We start from the raw sequence: 17,907 nt of genomic DNA, 5'->3' as shown, positions 1-17,907 counted from the left end.
GACGAGACTGACGACCTGCATCCTTTCTCAACGAAATTAAGGATGCTCATTTTCAATCAGCTGTTTCTTACCGCTGCCCGCAGGCCTTCGCGACAAAAGATGCGCGGACCTGCCAGTAAGATCGCTTGTCACTTCTGCAGAACCACATCGTGGCAAGAAACAAGCTGCAATGCTCGATAAGGGGAGCGCCATCCTCTCGATAGCGCCCGCAGCGAAACGGACCGCGGCCCATGTCTTGGATCAATGGTAACGGCGGATCAGCCCAACCAGCTTGCCCTGGATTTTCACCCGGTCCGGCCCGAAAATGCGGGTCTCATAGGCGGGGTTAGCCGCTTCCAGAGCAATGGATGCGCCCTTGCGACGGAAACGCTTCAGGGTCGCTTCTTCATCATCCACCAGCGCTACGACGATATCGCCCGGATTTGCCGTATTGCCGTTGCGAATGATAACCGTATCGCCATCAAAAATGCCGGCCTCGATCATCGAGTCGCCCTTGACCTCAAGAGCGTAATGTTCGCCTGAGCCGAGCATATCAACAGGCACGGCCACATCGTGGGTGTTGTTCTGGATGGCGGAAATCGGCACGCCGGCGGCGATTCGGCCCATGACCGGCACGGTGACGGCCCCACCGAGATCGTTGGCGGGCGCCTTGGGGGCAGGTGCCGCTTCCGGCGCCTTGGGCTTGCCAAGGCTGCCTTCGATGACGCTTGGAGAAAAGCCGCGTTGCGGCCTTGCACCCGGCGTATAGGCCTCGGGCAGCTTGATGACTTCCAGCGCTCGCGCCCTGTTCGGTAGCCGGCGAATAAACCCGCGCTCTTCGAGGGCGGTGATCAGCCGGTGGATGCCGGATTTGGAGGCAAGATCGAGTGCATCCTTCATTTCATCGAAGGAGGGCGGCACGCCGGACTCTTTCATTCTTTCATGAATGAAGAGAAGCAATTCCTGCTGTTTGCGCGTGAGCATGAGGAAAACACCCTTTAGAATCGTCGTTGAAGTCGCGAAACAAATACAGAACGAACACTATATGTTCCATATGTGTTCCGCAATCCCCTAAAATTTCGTGAAGCTGCTATCTGTTGCTTTGATGATTTGCTTCTTTGCGTCTGATTGTGCTTTTCTGCGTTCCAGATCGTCCAGGCATGCCCGGGCGGAGCGAAAGCGCAGGAGACAGGTCATGTTGAAATCCCATTGCGTCGATCATCTCGTTCTGCCGGTGCAGGATATCGACGTCGCGGTGAAACGTCTTGCCAGCCTTGGATTTACGGTCGCGCCGGAGGCTTTGCATCCTTTCGGCACCCGAAACGCCTGTGTTTTCTTCACCGACGGGACCTATCTGGAGCCGCTCGCAATTGCTGATCCGGCTAAATATAATGCGTCGGCAGACAAGGGGGATGTGTTCACGGGCAGGGACAGGGCCTTCCGCCAGCGTGACGGGCAGGAGGGTTTTTCGGCTCTGGTCGCCAAAACCGAAGATGCCCTTGCCGACCATGACAGGTTTCTGGCGTCCGGCGTCTCAGCGGGCGATGTGTTCCAGTTTTCGCGGCCTGTGCGGATGCCGGACGGGTCGCAAAGCGAGGCGGCGTTTCGGCTGTCTTTTGCGGCGAGCGGGGCGACGACGGATTTCTTCCTGTTCAGCTGCCAGCGGCTGCAGGCCCTGCCGGGCGATCGCGCGGCGCTGGAGCGCCATGCCAACGGGGTCTCCGGCCTCAGCGAAATCGTTTTGTTCTCCGGTGATGATCCGAACGCGGCGCGCCTGATCGAAACGGTGTTTGGTTGTGAGGGTAAGATATCTCCGGATGGTGATATGGTTTTCGCGCCCGGCAATGCGCACATCAGATTGACCGGAAAACCTGATTTCAGCGGACAGGCCCCGAATACTCCAGAATGGAGCGGCGACGGATTGCGCGGTGCGGGCATCGTCTTTTCGTCACACGATCTTGCCGTGACAGAGGCGGCGCTTGCTGCTAATGGCGTGTCCTGCGCAAAAGCGGGCGGCCGCCTGGTGGTGCCAGCAGCACCCGGTCAGGGCGTAACATTCGCCTTCGAGGAAAAATGATGAGCGTTACGAACAATCTCAAAGTCACCGCCGGCGATGGCGCCAGCAAGGTTTCCTTCTCCAATGCCGAGCGGTTTTCGCTGATTGCCGGCCCGTGCCAGATGGAAAGCCGCGAACATGCCTTCATGATCGCCGGTGTCCTGAAGGAGCTTTGCGACAAGCTGGGAATAGGGCTTGTTTACAAGTCCTCTTTCGACAAGGCGAACCGTACTTCGCTTTCCGGCAAACGCGGCATCGGCCTTGACAGCGCGATGCAGGTTTTCGCCGATCTCAAGAAGGAATTCGGCTTTCCTGTTCTGACCGACATTCACACCGAGGAGCAATGCGCCATCGTTTCCGAAGTCGTGGACGTGCTGCAAATCCCGGCGTTCCTTAGCCGCCAGACCGATCTTCTCGTCGCCGCCGCCAAGACGGGCCGTGTCATCAACGTCAAGAAGGGCCAGTTCCTGGCGCCCTGGGACATGAAGAACGTGCTTGCCAAGCTTAATGAGAGCGGCAACCCGAATGTACTTCTGTGCGAGCGCGGCGCTTCCTTTGGGTACAACACGCTGGTTTCCGACATGCGCTCGCTGCCGATCATGGCATCGCTTGGCGCACCTGTTGTCTTTGACGCCACCCATTCGGTGCAGCAGCCGGGCGGGCAGGGCGGCTCCACGGGCGGTCAGCGTGAATTCGTCGAGACTTTGGCACGCGCGGCGGTGGCTGTCGGCGTGGCCGGCCTCTTCATCGAGACCCATGAGGACCCGGACAATGCGCCGTCCGACGGCCCCAACATGGTCCACCTGAAGGACATGCCGAAACTGCTCGAAAAGCTTCTGGCTTTCGACGCCATCACGAAAGGCTGAGGGCTGGCCGCTGCGGCGGGCGCCGTTTGTGCCAATCGATTTTAATGGCTGGCGGCCCGTTTCCGCCGTCCGCCGTCATTGTAATTTCTTCACCATCGTCTAAGACAGGCGACGGAAAATATCTGTTCCATTCCCAAGGGAGAGACCATGACTGCCATTACCGATATCATCGCGCGCGAAATCCTCGACAGCCGCGGCAATCCGACCGTTGAAGTCGACGTTTATCTCGAAGACGGCTCCATGGGCCGCGCCGCCGTTCCCTCCGGCGCCTCGACAGGCGCGCATGAGGCGGTTGAGCTGCGCGATGGCGGCAAGCGTTATCTCGGCAAGGGCGTGGAAAAGGCGGTAGAAGCCGTTAATACGGAAATCTTCGACGCCATCGGCGGTTTTGACGCTGAAAACCAGATCCAGATCGACCAGACCATGATCGTGCTCGACGGCACGCCGAACAAGTCGCGCATTGGCGCCAACGCCATCCTCGGCGTATCGCTTGCAGTCGCCAAGGCTGCCGCTGAGGCTTCCGGCCTGCCGCTTTACCGTTATGTCGGTGGCCCGAACGCACATCTGCTGCCGGTTCCGATGATGAACATCATCAACGGCGGCGCGCATGCCGATAACCCCATCGACTTCCAGGAATTCATGATCCTGCCGGTCGGCGCGGACAACATTCGCGAAGCCGTGCGCATGGGCTCCGAAGTCTTCCATACGCTGAAAAAAGAACTGTCCGCACAGGGCCACAATACCAATGTCGGCGACGAGGGTGGCTTTGCACCGGGTCTCGAAAGCGCACCGGCTGCACTCGATTTCATCATGAAGTCGATCGAAAAGGCCGGTTACCGTCCGGGCGACGACATGTTCGTTGGTCTCGACTGTGCATCGACCGAATTCTTCAAGGACGGAAAATACGTTCTTGAAGGCGAAGGCCGCACGCTGGAGCCGGGTGCGATGGCTGAATATCTCGCCGATCTGGTCGGCAAGTATCCGATCATCTCCATCGAAGACGGCATGGCCGAAGACGACTGGGAAGGCTGGAAGACGCTGACCGATCTCGTCGGCAACAAGTGCCAGCTGGTGGGCGACGATCTTTTCGTCACCAACTCCGCACGTCTTCGCGATGGCATCAAGATGGGTGTCGCCAACTCCATCCTCGTCAAGGTCAACCAGATCGGTTCGCTTTCCGAGACGCTGGATGCGGTCGAAACGGCGCACAAGGCCGGTTACACCGCCGTCATGTCGCACCGCTCGGGCGAAACGGAAGATTCCACCATCGCCGATCTCGCGGTCGCAACCAACTGCGGTCAGATCAAGACCGGTTCGCTTGCCCGTTCCGACCGGCTCGCAAAGTACAACCAGCTTATCCGCATCGAGGAAATGCTGGGCCCGCAGGCCGCTTACGCCGGCCGTTCGATCCTGCGCGGGTAATGTGTGTTCGCGGGGCGGCAGAGCCTCGCTGACCGGCTGACCGAGGTTGACAACAGGTCTGGCAACACATTCGACGTCATCCTCGGCCTTGTGCCGAGGATCTGCCAATGTCCCAGTAACTTGAGACGTTGCAGATGCTCGGGACAGGTCCGAGCATGACGGAGGAGAGATTGAAGGACTTCGTCACCAGTTCAAGCCCGCCCTCCGGCGGGCTTTTTTATGCCTATCTGCCGACAGGAATTTAAGGTCAACGGATAGTTAAACAATCCGGCTTAGTCTCAGAATCACGTTATGCGTTTTAAGGCTTCTCTCCGGTATGTGGACCAGACATCATAAAAAGAGACGATTCGGCCGCTTGATCGTTCCGGCCATCACGATCGCTTTTCTTTCCTATTTCGGGTATCATTCCATTCATGGCGACTTCGGCCTCCAGGCGACGGAGCGGCTGGAGCGGCAGCGTATTACCCGTACTGCGGAGCTCGCAAAGCTCACGCAGGCGCGCGTGGCGCTGGAGCGGCAGGTGGAATTGATGAGCGACGGCTCGCTTGAGCGGGACATGATCGACGAGATTTCGCGCTATCAGCTCAATATGTCCCGCACGGACGAAATCGTCATCATGAACACTTATTTCTAATTAACCGAAATCAAGTTAATTAATCATTTGTGATTTATTCACAGCGCTTTAGCGTGAATATGTGCCATGCGTTTAAAGCATTGCTGCATGGCATTTTCTTGCATATGGTACGCGCCACTCTATCCATTCAAACGGCAACTCAGGGAGGGATGAATGGCGCCGCGAAAACCAGCGACCGTATCCGGCCGCAAGACAACGGCAAAGGCTGCAACCGAATTTACCGGCAAGAACAGCCCGGACTTCTCGAAGGAAGAAGAGCTTCACGCTTATCGTGAAATGCTTCTCATCCGCCGTTTCGAAGAAAAGGCCGGCCAGCTTTATGGCATGGGCTTCATCGGTGGTTTCTGTCACCTCTACATCGGTCAGGAAGCCGTTGTTGTCGGCATGCAGATGTCGCAGAAGGAAGGCGATCAGGTCATCACCGCTTACCGTGACCACGGCCACATGCTCGCTCTGGGCATGAGCGCGCGTGGCGTCATGGCCGAGTTGACCGGCCGCAGGGGCGGCCTGTCGAAAGGCAAGGGCGGCTCCATGCACATGTTCTCCAAGGAGAAACATTTCTACGGCGGTCACGGCATCGTCGGTGCGCAGGTTTCGCTTGGGACCGGTCTCGCCTTCGCCAACCGCTATCGCGGCAACGACAATGTCTCCGTGACCTATTTCGGTGACGGCGCCGCCAACCAGGGTCAGGTTTACGAGAGCTTCAACATGGCCGCTCTCTGGAAGCTGCCGATCATCTACATCGTTGAGAACAACCGTTACGCCATGGGCACCTCGACCGCCCGCGCCACCGCCCAGTCGAACTATTCGCTGCGCGGCCAGTCCTTCGGCATTCCCGGCATCCAGGTGGATGGCATGGATGTGCGCGCCGTCAAGGCGGCCGCCGATCAGGCGCTGGAACATTGCCGCTCCGGCAAGGGTCCGATCATTCTGGAAATGCTGACCTACCGTTACCGTGGTCACTCCATGTCCGACCCGGCAAAATACCGTTCGAAAGACGAAGTGCAGAAGATGCGCTCCGAACACGACCCGATCGAACAGGTCAAGGCACGGCTCATCGACCATGGCTGGGCAAGCGAAGACGAGTTGAAGGCCATCGACAAGGATGTCCGTGATATCGTCGCCGATAGCGCAGACTTCGCCCAGAACGACCCAGAGCCGGATGTATCCGAGCTCTACACCGACATTCTGCTCTGATCGGGAAAGGGAAACCCATGCCAATAGAAATTCTTATGCCCGCCCTTTCCCCGACCATGGAGGAAGGCACGCTTTCCAAATGGCTTAAAAAGGAAGGCGACAAGGTCACATCCGGCGACGTGATTGCCGAGATCGAGACCGACAAGGCGACCATGGAAGTGGAAGCTGTGGATGAAGGTGTTATCGGCAAGCTGCTGATCGACGCCGGCACCGAAGGCGTCAAGGTCAACACGCCGATCGCCGTTCTCATCCAGGAAGGCGAAAGCGCTGCCGACATCTCTTCTTCCGCCAAGAAGGAAGAGCCGAAGGCTGAAGCTGCAAATTCCGATTCGGATGCCGCAGGCGGCAAGACCCGCGAAGCATCCGAGGAGCCGAGCGCTGCCAAGGAAGCCGCAAAGGTTCCGGCAGCACCTAAGATCGAAGTCGCTGCCGATCCGGATATTCCTGAAGGCACCGAAATGGTGATGACGACGGTGCGTGAAGCGCTGCGCGACGCCATGGCCGAAGAAATGCGCGCCGACGAAAAAGTCTTCGTCATGGGTGAGGAAGTCGCCGAATATCAGGGCGCCTACAAGATTACCCAAGGCCTGTTGCAGGAATTCGGCGAACGCCGCGTTATCGACACCCCGATCACCGAGCACGGTTTTGCCGGTATCGGCGTCGGTGCGGCAATGACGGGCCTGCGGCCCATCGTCGAATTCATGACCTTCAACTTCGCCATGCAGGCGATCGACCAGATCGTCAACTCGGCTGCGAAGACGCTTTACATGTCGGGCGGCCAGATGGGTGCGCCGATGGTGTTCCGTGGCCCCTCGGGTGCTGCTGCCCGCGTTGGCGCTCAGCATTCGCAATGTTACGCCGCATGGTACAGCCATATTCCGGGCCTCAAGGTCGTCATGCCCTACACGGCAGCGGACGCCAAGGGTCTCCTGAAGGCAGCCATCCGTGACCCGAACCCGGTCATCTTCCTTGAGAATGAAATTCTCTACGGCCAGAGCTTCGAAGTACCGAAGCTCGACGATTTCGTGCTGCCGATCGGCAAGGCGCGCATTCACCGCAAGGGCAAGGACGCGACCATCGTATCCTTCGGCATCGGCATGACCTACGCGATCAAGGCGGTTGCGGAACTCGAAAAGCTCGGCATCGACGTCGAACTGATCGATCTGCGCACCATCCGTCCGATGGATCTGCCCACCGTCATCGAATCGGTCAAGAAGACCGGTCGTCTGGTCACGGTCGAGGAAGGTTTCCCGCAGTCATCGGTCGGTGACTTCATCGCCAACCAGGTCATGCGCGCCGCTTTCGATTATCTCGATGCGCCGATTCTTACGATCGCCGGCAAGGATGTTCCGATGCCTTACGCGGCAAACCTCGAAAAGCTGGCTCTGCCGAACGTCGATGAAGTCGTTCAGGCTGTCAAAACCGTCTGCTACAAGTAAGGGGAGGCGTTTCGATGCCGATAAACATCACCATGCCTGCCCTTTCTCCGACGATGGAAGAGGGCAATCTGGCCAAGTGGCTGGTCAAGGAAGGCGACAAGGTCGCACCCGGTGACGTGATCGCCGAGATCGAGACCGACAAGGCAACCATGGAAGTGGAAGCCGTCGACGAGGGCACGGTCGCCAAGCTCGTAGTTCCCGCAGGCACCGAAGCCGTCAAGGTCAACGCCCTGATCGCTATCCTCGCCGCCGATGGCGAGGATGTGGCCGAGGCGGCAAAGGGCGGCGCTGCCGCTCCCGCCCCGTCTCAGGCCAAGGCGGAAGCTCCGAAGCAGGAAGCTGCAAAGGCCGAAGCGCCGAAGGAAGAAGCTGCACCGGCCAAGGCTGAAAAGCCGGTCGCCGATCAGGCTGCCGCATCTTCCACGCCGGCGCCGGTTGCAAAGTCCGGCGAGCGCATCTTCGCTTCGCCGCTTGCCCGCCGTCTCGCCAAGGAAGCCGGTCTCGACCTCTCGGCCGTTTCCGGCTCCGGCCCGCATGGCCGTATCGTCAAGACAGACGTGGAAAAGGCCGCCGCTTCCGGTGGTGCGAAGGCAGCTCCTGCCGCCGCAGCATCCGCAGGCGCACCGGCTGCCGCCCTTGCCAAGGGCCCGTCCGAGGAAGCTGTTCTCAAGCTGTTCGAACCCGGTTCCTACGAGCTGGTGCCGCACGACGGCATGCGCAAGGTCATCGCCAAGCGTCTGGTCGAATCCAAGCAGACGGTTCCGCATTTCTACGTTTCCGTGGATTGCGAACTGGATACGCTTCTCGCGCTGCGCGCCCAGCTCAACGCGGCTGCGTCTGAAAAGGACGGCAAGCCGGCCTACAAGCTTTCGGTCAACGACATGGTCATCAAGGCGCTGGCTCTTGCGCTACGCGACGTGCCTGACGCCAACGTCTCCTGGACGGAAAGCAACATGGTCAAGCACAAGCATTCGGATGTCGGCGTCGCCGTTTCCATTCCGGGTGGCCTGATCACGCCGATCATCCGCAAGGCGGAAGAGAAGTCGCTCTCCACCATCTCCAACGAGATGAAGGACTACGGCAAGCGCGCGAAAGAGCGCAAGCTGAAGCCCGAGGAGTATCAGGGCGGCACGACCGCCGTGTCCAACATGGGCATGATGGGCGTGAAAAGCTTCTCTGCCGTCATCAACCCGCCGCACGCCACCATTCTGGCGGTCGGCGCGGGTGAAGAGCGCGCTGTCGTGAAGAACGGCGAGATCAAGATCGCGAATGTCATGACGGTTACGCTTTCTACCGACCACCGTTGCGTCGATGGCGCGCTCGGAGCCGAGCTGATCGGCGCCTTCAAGCGCTATATCGAAAACCCGATGGGCATGCTGGTTTGATCGGAGCGTGAGATGGTGAAGTCGGTCCTCTGCTTTGGCGATTCCCTGACATGGGGATCAGATGCGGAAACGGGTGGCCGGCACAGCCATGACGATCTTTGGCCGAGCGTCTTGCAAAAGGCGCTCGGGCCTGATGTGCATGTGATCCACGAAGGGCTGGGCGGCCGCACCACCGCCTATGATGACCACACCGCTGATTGCGACCGCAACGGCGCAAGGCTTCTGCCGACGCTTCTGCACAGCCATGCGCCGCTCGATCTTGTCATCATCATGCTCGGCACCAACGACTTGAAGCCGGCGATTCATGGCTCGGCCATCGTCGCGATGAAGGGTGTGGAGCGGCTGGTCAAACTGGTGCGCAACCATGTCTGGCAGGTGCCGGACTGGGAAGCGCCGGATGTTCTGATCGTCGCGCCGCCGCAACTGTGCGAAACGGCCAACCCTTTCATGGGCGCGATCTTTCGTGACGCGATCGATGAATCGGCCATGCTGGCTTCCGTTTACCGGGACCTTGCCGACGATCTCGATTGCGGATTTTTCGACGCCGGGTCGGTTGCCCGCACGACGCCGGTGGACGGCGTTCATCTCGATGCTGAAAACACGCGGGCCATCGGGCGCGGGCTGGAGCCCGTCGTTCGCATGATGCTCGGACTTTGACAACAATTCTCGTTTCGGAACGGCATGCCGTGACCCGATAAGACAAGGCAGGACACCTATGGCTCAATCTTATGACGTCATCATCATCGGTTCGGGACCGGGCGGTTATATTGCCGCGATCCGTGCAGCCCAGCTCGGCATGAAGGTTGCCGTGGTCGAGCGCGAACACCTTGCGGGCATCTGCTCCAACTGGGGCTGCATTCCCACCAAGGCCCTGCTGCGCACCGCCGATGTCATGCACACCGCCACCCATGCCAAGGATTACGGCCTGACGCTGGAAGGCTCGATCAAGCCTGATGTGAAGGCGATCGTTGCGCGTTCGCGCGGCATTGCCGCGCGCATGAACAATGGCGTCGGTTTCCTGTTCAAGAAGAACAAGGTCGATATCATCTGGGGTGAAGCAAAAATCACCAAGCCGGGCGAAATCGTTGTCGGCAAGTCCACCAAGCCGGTGGTTCAGCCGCAGGGTCCCGTGCCGAAGAACACGCTGGGCGAGGGCACTTACACTGCCAAGCACATCATCGTCGCTACAGGCGCCCGCCCGCGCGCGCTTCCGGGCATTGAGCCGGATGGCAAGCTGATCTGGACCTATTTCGAGGCGATGAAGCCGGAAGAACTGCCGAAGTCGCTGCTCGTCATGGGTTCGGGCGCGATCGGCATCGAATTCGCCAGCTTCTACCGCACCATGGGCGTCGACGTTACCGTCGTCGAAATCATGAGCCAGGTCATGCCGGTCGAGGATGCGGAAATTTCCACCTTCGCCAAGAAGCAGCTCGAAAAGCAGGGCATGAAAATCCATCTGGAAACCAAGGTTTCCAAGGTGGAGAAGGGTGCGAACTCCATCACCGCGACGCTTGAGAAGAAGGACGGTTCTTCCGATAAGATCACCGCTGACCGGATGATTTCGGCCGTCGGCGTCGTCGCCAATATCGAAGGTATCGGCCTCGAGGCAGCGGGCGTGAAGACGGATCGCGGTTTCATCGTCATCGACGGTTACGGCAAGACCAACGTACCTGGTATCTATGCCATCGGCGACGTTGCCGGCCCGCCGCTGCTTGCCCACAAGGCCGAACATGAGGCCGTCATCTGCGTCGAAAAGATCGCCGGTCTGCCGAATGTCCACCCGATGGACAAGCTCAAGATTCCCGGCTGCACCTATTGCAACCCGCAGGTCGCCTCGGTCGGTCTCACCGAAGCCAAGGCGAAGGAACAGGGACGCGACATCCGCGTCGGCCGCTTCTCCTTTGCAGCAAACGGCAAGGCCGTGGCGCTCGGCGAAGATCAGGGCATGGTCAAGACCATTTTCGACAAGAAGACGGGTGAACTGCTTGGCGCGCACATGGTCGGTGCTGAAGTGACCGAACTCATTCAGGGCTTCGTTGTTGCGATGAACCTTGAGACCACTGAAGAAGACCTGATGCACACGATCTTCCCGCATCCGACCATTTCGGAGTCGATGAAGGAAAGCGTGCTCGACGCCTATGGGCGTGTGCTGAACGCATAAGTGCTCCGTGATACCCGGCATTGTCTAACCTTGCCGGGTGTCCCATATGTCTCGATGCAGGCCGCTCAAGGGGCCGGTTCTTTCAGGGAGCGTGGGAATGGAAAGTGTAGGCTGGATTGCAGCAATCATCATCGGCGGTCTCGCCGGCTGGCTTGCGGGCAAGCTCATGGACATGCGCTTCGGCGTTTTCATGAACATCGTGCTCGGTATTGTCGGTTCGGTGGTGGCTGTTGCGGTGCTGAGAACCTTCGATGTTTTCGTGCAGGACAGCAGGCTCGGCTACTTCGTCACGTCTTTCCTCGGGGCAAGCCTGCTGCTGTTTCTGGCGAAGCTGGTGCGGCGCTGACAAGGCTTCGTGACCGGAAGGGGCTTACGCTTTTTCTGGAATTGTTCTAAAGCATCCGGCCAACAGATGTTTAGATCGCTAAAGGCGATGGAAGCAGGTTTTTAATGGTCACTATTCTCGACAGGACGTCGTCCGAAGAAAAGCGTATCCGTCACCCGGAAAAGGCGCACAAGCCCGATACCGAGGTCATGCGCAAACCGGAGTGGATCCGCGTCAAGGCGCCGACCTCCAAGGGTTATCACGAGACGCGCGAACTGGTGCGCAGCCACAAGCTGGTAACGGTGTGCGAGGAAGCCGGCTGTCCGAATATCGGCGAGTGCTGGGACAAGAAGCACGCGACCTTCATGATCATGGGTGAGATCTGCACCCGCGCCTGCGCCTTCTGCAACGTCGCGACCGGCAAGCCCAATCCGCTTGACATGGACGAGCCCGAGAATGTCGCCAAGGCCGTGAAGCAGATGGGCCTGTCGCACGTCGTCATAACCTCGGTCGACCGCGATGACCTCGCCGATGGCGGCGCTGAACATTTCGAGAAGGTGATCTGGGCGATCCGTGCGGCGTCTCCGACGACGACCATCGAAATCCTCACGCCTGACTTCCTGAAGAAGCCCGGCGCGCTGGAGCGTGTTGTTGCCGCGAAGCCCGATGTCTTCAACCACAATATGGAAACCGTTCCGGGCAACTACCTGACGGTTCGTCCCGGCGCGCGTTATTTCCACTCCGTGCGCCTGTTGCAGCGGGTGAAGGAACTCGACCCCACCATGTTCACCAAGTCGGGCATCATGGTCGGCCTTGGCGAAGAGCGAAACGAAGTGCTGCAGTTGATGGACGACCTGCGCAGCGCCGATGTGGACTTCCTGACCATCGGCCAGTATCTGCAGCCGACCCGCAAGCACCACAAGGTCGAGGCCTTCGTGACACCGGAGGAATTCAAGTCCTACGAGACGGTGGCCTATACCAAGGGCTTCCTCATGGTCTCGTCGAGCCCGCTGACCCGCTCCTCGCACCATGCCGGCGACGACTTTGAACGCCTGCGTGCGGCCCGCGAGAAGAAGCTGCTGGCTGCTGCGGAGTAAGCAGGGGCGGAAAGGCTGGGCAAAACGACGTGTCATCGCACGTTTTGCACGCTCTCATGCTCGGGCTTGTCCCGAGCATCTGCAACCTCTGTACTTTACGATACGTGATTGGATCCTCGGGACGGGCCCGAGGATGACGTTGAGCTGGAGGCGATCCTTACGAAATGGCTCAATCGCCTGTCTTCGGCCCTTAAGCTAATTACGCCACAGCCTTCTCCGGCCGATGCGCCCGCATGCACAGCACCACGCTCAGCACCACCGAGCAGATCGCGACGACCTCAACCAGCGTTGGGCCACGTCCCTCCCAGAGAAAACCGTAAAGCAGCGCAAACAGCGTTTCGAACAGGATCATCTGTCCGACCATGGTGAGCGGCAGAAGCCGGCTCATGCGGTTCCATAGCGCATTGCCGATGATCGAGGCGGTGACGCCGAGGCCTGCGGCAACGGCGGCGAAATGCAGCCAATCCGCGGAAGTGTGGCTTGCGCCGCCAAAGCCGAAAGCCGGAATTGCCAGCGCCAGAGCCAGCGCGCCGGTCACCACACCCGTCATCATGTTCCAGTCATCGGCGCTGACATCGTGGAGGCGGGAAAGCCAGCGGGCGTTACCGACGGCGAAGGCCGTCCACGAGGCAAGTGCGCCGAGTGCGCAGGCAAGGCCGATGACGCGTGAAACATTGAGCCCACCATCGCCTTGCACCAGCGATTGCCAGGAAATGCCGACAATGCCGATCGCGCCGAAAACAAGCGACGGCCATAGCCGCCGCAGCGATACCGCGCCGTGATCGCGGCTGCCGATGATGGTGACGGCGACGGGCAGGAAACCGATGATGATGGAGGTGAAAGCAACGCCGCTGAGTTTAACCGCCGTGGAAATGAAGACATAATAGGCGATATTGCCGATCATGCTCAGCCAGCCCAGAGCAAGCCATTCCCGTGCGCCAAAACGGGCGGAAACCCGCCTGATGCGCGGTCCGATGATGATGAGGGAAATCAGCCCGTAGGTGAGGTAACGCGCCGTCGACAGTTGCAGGGCGGAAAAATCCGGCACGAGTTTGGGGGCGAGGAAGATGCCTCCCCACATCGCTCCCGCCAGCATGCCATAAAAAACACCGAGACCTGTTCTGTTCATGTCCTGTCACATCCGCATTCACATTTGCCTGCGATGTGCCACAGCCCCTTTCGGCTGTCTTGACAAAAACTCCTGATGTCCGTGTCGATGGTTCTAATGAATGCCGCGGTTCCGGCGATAGGCAGCGGGTGTTTCACCCACTGCATTGCGCATGGCGCGCGTCAATGCCGTCTGGTCGGAAAAGCCGGCCCGCAGGGCAATCTCGGCAATTGGCAGGGTGGAATCGTCGAGCAATGCACAGACCTTGTCCATGCGCAGCCGGGCCAGCCAGCGGTGAGGCGGCAGGCCGAATTCTTCGAGAAAAAGAGCATGCAGACGGCTGTCGCTGATCGTCACGCAGGAGGCAAGCATCCCTATGGTCCAGGGGAAGAACGGCTCCGCCCTAATGATCCCAGCGAGCCTGTGCAGACGTTGGCGGATATCGGTTCTTTCATCGGCCAGACTGTCGATCAGCAGTGGCGCCCACAGGCCGGCAATATCGTCGCGCCGCCCTTCCGTTCCGATGATGCCGCGCATATAGGCGATCAATTGCCGCGTATCCTGCGCTATGTCGAGAAACGGTGAACGGGCAAATTTTTCGAGTGTTTGCGCGGGAAGGGCGCTTTCATCGATATCGACGACCAGTGAGTGATTGCTCGCTGTCGCCTCCTGGGTATGCGGCGCGTCGCGATGGATGAAGACGCCGCGCCCGCTCGACAATTCGTCCTGCCGTCCGGCTACATCGATCAGCAGACGCCCAGAGACCGGAAGAACGATTTGAACGAAGCCATGCCGTTCTTTCGGTCTTTCTTCCCTGTAGGTTCTGATATCGGCGGATGCGGCTGTCATGACGCTGTCGTTTCCATTGTGCAAAGAAATGGCCGCCTGGAAAAAGCGGCCGTTTTCATTGTTTGATTATGACATCGTCTTGAAGATTGGGCCAGTCGGCTTTATCGGTCGGCTCTGCGCGCCGGCAATTAACAGTCTTCCTTGGCGGTTGATTCGCCGCGTTTGCGCTTGCGCAGAACCGGCTTGTTCTCTCTCGCCTCGCATTTCGCGACATCGATAAGATAGGCAAGCACCGGCATGCCGTTCATCGATGCGAGTTGTTTTGCGGATTCGAGAAGGTTGATGATGTTGGAAAAATCGTCCATCGGCTCACTCAGTGGCTCAAAGCGGTTATGTGTCGGGTCTGAACCCAAGGATGAATACGCTGGGTGAAATCGGGAGCTTCCAGCGCCGTTGCATCCAATGGGTGTAATATTAGTCGCAAATAAATAGCAATCCCTGCGACGGGGTTACAATAGTCAATTTTCCGTAACTGCCATGCGCGGTAACGATATCGCTCAAGCGTTATGACCGGGTGGCAGAAATATATCCAGCGGTTAGATGAGGTCTATCAAATGCCGAACTATCTTCACAGGGTAGAAGATGCCGCCGCGATTATCGCCGGCGCGCAGCGCATCTTGGTCGTTGGCTGTTCCGGCGGCGGCAAGTCGACCCTTTCGCAGAAGCTGGCACGCAATTTCGGTCTTCGTTATATCTCCATGGATCGTGAGATTTTCTGGCTGCCCGGCTGGCAGGCGCGCGCCCGCCATGAGCAACGGCAGAGGATAGCCGCCATCATCACCGAAGAACGCTGGCTGATGGACGGCAGCAACCCGTCGTCTTTCGATATGCGTCTGCCGAGGTCTCACATCGTTCTCTGGGTGCGCATGCCGCGCTGGCTCTGCCTGTGGGGCGCCGTCAGCCGGGCGATCAAGGGTTACGGCAAGGCGCGGCCCGAAATGGCGGAGGGATGTCCCGAAAGGATAGACATCGATTTCCTGCGCTATATCTGGAATTTCGAACGCCGCCACGCGCCGATTTTTGAGCAGAATTTCGCGCTTTATGGTCCTGATGTGCCGGTATTCCAGCTGAAAAGCCGAAAACAGTTTCGCCGCCTTCTTGATCTTCTCGTTATCGAGGATTAACTGCCGCTCATGCCACAGTTCGAAACGCATCGCCTTGTCAAACACTCGCCCGACCGCATGTACGACCTCGTCGCCGATGTGGAGAAATATCCGCAGTTTCTTCCCCTTTGCGAGGCGCTCACGGTCCGCTCGCGCAAGGAACGCGACGGCAAGATGCTGCTGGTGGCGGATATGACGGTTGGTTACAAGGCCATTCGTGAGACCTTCACCACCCAGGTGCTGCTGAATCCTGCGGAGCGCGCCATTGATGTGAAATATATCGACGGACCGTTCAAATATCTCGAAAATCGCTGGCGTTTCGAGGCCTCGGACGAGGACGGCTCAGCCATTCATTTCTTCATCGACTATGAATTCAAGAACCGACTGCTCGGCGCGGTCATGGGGTCGATGTTCGACCGGGCGTTCCGCATGTTCGCGGAAGCTTTCGAGACCCGCGCCGACAAGATTTATGCCGACCCGGCCTGACTAAGTGCGGTCAGCATCTCGAGCGCTGTCTTAACCGTCGCAAGACGGATTTCGGTGCGACCGATATCGCCGTAATGCATCTCCTTATGCAGGCTCTGGCCGTTGCGCGCCTTGGCCGCTAGATGCACCAGTCCCACCGGTTTTTCCGAAGAGCCGCCGCCCGGGCCTGCAATGCCGGTTACGGCCACGGCAAAATCCGCCCGTGAACGGAATAGCGCGCCATGCGCCATCTGCAGCGCCGTCTGCCGGGATACCGCGCCGAAATTCGCCAGTGTCGCGACGCCAACCCCCAGCATGTCCATCTTGGCTTCATTGGTATAGGTGACGAAACCACGATCGACGACGGCGGAAGAGCCGGCAATCTCCGTCAGCGTGCCGGCGATCAGGCCGCCCGTGCAGCTCTCGGCTGTCGAGACCATGAAACCGCGGGCGGTGAAATCGGCGATGATCCGCCGCGCCAGTTCTTCTATGTCAGCGGGAAAAAGGCTCATAGCGGTCTGCCCCGGTAGACAACGGTGGCGGTGGCGATCGCCGCAATGCCCTCCCGGCGGCCGACGAAGCCAATCGTCTCGTTGGTCGTCGCCTTCACCGAGCAGCGCTCCAGCGCGATGCCGAGCATGTCCGAAAGCGCTTCCCGCATGGCCTGGCGGTGCGGACCGATGCGTGGCGCTTCGGCGATCAGCGAAACGTCGGCATTCATGATCGTGCCGCCATTGTCTCGCACCACCTTGGCCGCGTGTTCGAGGAAGATACGGGAGGCCGCACCCTTCCATTGCGGATCCGAGGGCGGGAAATGGTCGCCGATATCGCCGGCGCCGCAGGTGGCGAGCAGCGCATCGGTCAGCGCATGCAGCGCCACATCGGCATCCGAATGACCTTTCAGTCTCTGGTCATGATCGATGAAGATGCCGCAGAGGGTGACGCCATCCCCGGCCTCAAGCTGATGCACGTCGTAACCATTGCCGGTGCGCACGTCGGGCAATCCGTGAGAAAGCTTTTCATCGGCCATGGCGATATCCCGCTTGAGAGTGAGTTTTACGTTGTCGACCGAACCTTCGGTCAGCGTCACCGTCAGCCCGGCCCATTCGGCGATGGATGCGTCATCGGTGAAATCCGTTTTGCCGGAAGCAGCAGCAGCGCGATGCGCGCGAAGAATATCACCGTAATTGAAGCTCTGCGGTGTCTGCGCCGCATAAAGACCCTGCCGGGAAACTGTCTCTACGACGAGGTCGTCAGAGCCGCGCTTCAGTGTATCGGTGACGGGCAGGGCAGGCAGAACGCCGGTGGCGCCAGCCTGATGCAGGGCGATGATGCGTTCCAGCATGTCCACGGCGACGAAAGGCCGCACAGCGTCATGGATCATAACATGCGTCAGCTCTTCCGAGGCGAGCGCCTCCAGCCCGGCCAGCACCGATTGCTGGCGCGTCGCGCCGCCTGTCACGGTGACAATCCGCTCACCCGCATCCAGTCGCTGCAGGATTGGTGACAGCAGTGCTTTATCGTCGGCATGGCTGACGACCACGATGGGGGAGGCGCCATTCCAGCCGAGGAACGTCGCCAATGTATGCTCGATCACGGCCCTGCCGCCGATCGGGCGATATTGCTTCGGCCCTTCCTGTGGCGAGCCTGCCCTTTCACCGCGTCCCGCGGCGACGATGACGATGCCGAGTTTCATAGTACTTTCCTGCATTGGTCATATGCTTTGCGCGCAACCCTTAGCGGTTGACAGTCCTGCTCTAGCGTTTCAAAACCCGGATGGCCAGCCCGATAAGACGCGCATTCGCCCCTGCATGTCGCAGG

19 protein-coding genes are annotated in these 17,907 nt (G+C 59.4%); 13 read left to right on the top strand and 6 right to left on the bottom strand.

Annotated elements, in window-relative coordinates; all coding sequences use genetic code 11:
- Positions 1-240: 240 nt before the first annotated feature.
- Positions 241-963, bottom strand: coding sequence for a transcriptional repressor LexA (lexA, locus tag WDZ78_RS06755; RefSeq protein ID WP_020012431.1), 723 nt, complete (start codon positions 961-963; stop codon positions 241-243).
- Between the two features lie 211 nt (positions 964-1,174).
- On the opposite strand from lexA, the gene WDZ78_RS06750 reads away from it, so the two are divergent.
- The 11 genes from WDZ78_RS06750 (at position 1,175) to lipA (ending at position 12,561) form a co-directional block, all read left to right on the top strand.
- A complete protein-coding gene (locus tag WDZ78_RS06750; protein ID WP_425672626.1) occupies positions 1,175-2,056 on the top strand; it encodes a VOC family protein in 882 nt (293 codons plus the stop codon).
- Entirely contained in the window at positions 2,056-2,901 is an 846-nt protein-coding gene (gene kdsA / locus WDZ78_RS06745) for a 3-deoxy-8-phosphooctulonate synthase (protein WP_425672625.1), read from the top strand. Before WDZ78_RS06750 ends, kdsA begins: the two co-directional genes overlap by 1 nt.
- A 147-nt stretch (positions 2,902-3,048) precedes the next feature.
- Positions 3,049-4,323, top strand: coding sequence for a phosphopyruvate hydratase (eno, locus tag WDZ78_RS06740; protein ID WP_425672624.1), 1,275 nt, complete (start codon positions 3,049-3,051; stop codon positions 4,321-4,323).
- A gap of 316 nt (positions 4,324-4,639) precedes the next feature.
- Positions 4,640-4,957, top strand: a complete 318-nt coding sequence (locus tag WDZ78_RS06735) for an FtsB family cell division protein (RefSeq protein ID WP_003502598.1) — start codon at positions 4,640-4,642, stop codon at positions 4,955-4,957.
- 153 nt (positions 4,958-5,110) lie between these two features.
- Positions 5,111-6,154 carry a pyruvate dehydrogenase (acetyl-transferring) E1 component subunit alpha gene (pdhA, locus tag WDZ78_RS06730; RefSeq protein WP_020012450.1) on the top strand — a complete coding sequence of 348 codons (1,044 nt, stop codon included), beginning with the start codon at positions 5,111-5,113 and terminating at the stop codon, positions 6,152-6,154.
- 17 nt (positions 6,155-6,171) lie between these two features.
- Positions 6,172-7,593 (top strand): pyruvate dehydrogenase complex E1 component subunit beta, encoded by a 1,422-nt coding sequence (locus WDZ78_RS06725; RefSeq protein ID WP_425672623.1) that lies wholly within the window; start codon positions 6,172-6,174, stop codon positions 7,591-7,593.
- Positions 7,594-7,607: 14 nt separating this feature from the next.
- The gene (locus WDZ78_RS06720; RefSeq protein WP_425672622.1) at positions 7,608-8,978 is read left to right on the top strand and encodes a pyruvate dehydrogenase complex dihydrolipoamide acetyltransferase; all 1,371 of its coding nucleotides are present in this window, start codon (positions 7,608-7,610) and stop codon (positions 8,976-8,978) included.
- 12 nt (positions 8,979-8,990) lie between these two features.
- A complete protein-coding gene (locus WDZ78_RS06715; protein ID WP_425672621.1) occupies positions 8,991-9,635 on the top strand; it encodes an SGNH/GDSL hydrolase family protein in 645 nt (214 codons plus the stop codon).
- A 58-nt stretch (positions 9,636-9,693) separates the two neighbouring features.
- Positions 9,694-11,139 (top strand): dihydrolipoyl dehydrogenase, encoded by a 1,446-nt coding sequence (lpdA, locus tag WDZ78_RS06710; protein WP_425672620.1) that lies wholly within the window; start codon positions 9,694-9,696, stop codon positions 11,137-11,139.
- 97 nt (positions 11,140-11,236) lie between these two features.
- Complete coding sequence (locus WDZ78_RS06705) at positions 11,237-11,485, top strand: GlsB/YeaQ/YmgE family stress response membrane protein (protein WP_003502608.1); 249 nt, start codon at positions 11,237-11,239, stop codon at positions 11,483-11,485.
- A 104-nt stretch (positions 11,486-11,589) separates the two neighbouring features.
- Entirely contained in the window at positions 11,590-12,561 is a 972-nt protein-coding gene (gene lipA, locus WDZ78_RS06700; protein WP_087743870.1) for a lipoyl synthase, read from the top strand.
- Between the two features lie 199 nt (positions 12,562-12,760).
- On the opposite strand, the gene WDZ78_RS06695 is transcribed toward lipA, so the two are convergent.
- The 3 genes from WDZ78_RS06695 to WDZ78_RS06685 form a co-directional block, all read right to left on the bottom strand.
- Complete coding sequence (locus WDZ78_RS06695; RefSeq protein WP_425672619.1) at positions 12,761-13,690, bottom strand: DMT family transporter; 930 nt, start codon at positions 13,688-13,690, stop codon at positions 12,761-12,763.
- Positions 13,691-13,783: 93 nt separating this feature from the next.
- Entirely contained in the window at positions 13,784-14,518 is a 735-nt protein-coding gene (locus WDZ78_RS06690; protein WP_425672618.1) for an AraC family transcriptional regulator, read from the bottom strand.
- Positions 14,519-14,646: 128 nt separating this feature from the next.
- Complete coding sequence (locus tag WDZ78_RS06685; RefSeq protein WP_003496171.1) at positions 14,647-14,823, bottom strand: hypothetical protein; 177 nt, start codon at positions 14,821-14,823, stop codon at positions 14,647-14,649.
- 249 nt (positions 14,824-15,072) lie between these two features.
- On the opposite strand from WDZ78_RS06685, the gene WDZ78_RS06680 reads away from it, so the two are divergent.
- Positions 15,073-15,642: an ATPase AAA gene (locus WDZ78_RS06680; RefSeq protein WP_026364090.1), complete on the top strand. Its 570-nt coding sequence runs from the start codon at positions 15,073-15,075 to the stop codon at positions 15,640-15,642.
- A 9-nt stretch (positions 15,643-15,651) separates the two neighbouring features.
- Positions 15,652-16,107, top strand: coding sequence for a type II toxin-antitoxin system RatA family toxin (locus WDZ78_RS06675; RefSeq protein WP_020012458.1), 456 nt, complete (start codon positions 15,652-15,654; stop codon positions 16,105-16,107).
- Here WDZ78_RS06675 and WDZ78_RS06670 read toward each other — a convergent pair.
- Both WDZ78_RS06670 and WDZ78_RS06665 read right to left on the bottom strand, forming a co-directional pair.
- Positions 16,089-16,598, bottom strand: a complete 510-nt coding sequence (locus WDZ78_RS06670) for a CinA family protein (RefSeq protein WP_425672617.1) — start codon at positions 16,596-16,598, stop codon at positions 16,089-16,091. The two genes, WDZ78_RS06675 and WDZ78_RS06670, sit on opposite strands and share 19 nt — an antisense overlap.
- A complete protein-coding gene (locus tag WDZ78_RS06665; RefSeq protein WP_020012460.1) occupies positions 16,595-17,782 on the bottom strand; it encodes a bifunctional 2-C-methyl-D-erythritol 4-phosphate cytidylyltransferase/2-C-methyl-D-erythritol 2,4-cyclodiphosphate synthase in 1,188 nt (395 codons plus the stop codon). Before WDZ78_RS06665 ends, WDZ78_RS06670 begins: the two co-directional genes overlap by 4 nt.
- Positions 17,783-17,907 lie beyond the last annotated feature (125 nt).

This window comes from Agrobacterium sp. M50-1 (assembly GCF_049843495.1).
GTDB classification, from domain to species: domain Bacteria; phylum Pseudomonadota; class Alphaproteobacteria; order Rhizobiales; family Rhizobiaceae; genus Agrobacterium; species Agrobacterium radiobacter.
Note: the sequence above shows the minus strand (reverse complement) of the source record. Positions and strands in the feature narration are given on the sequence as shown.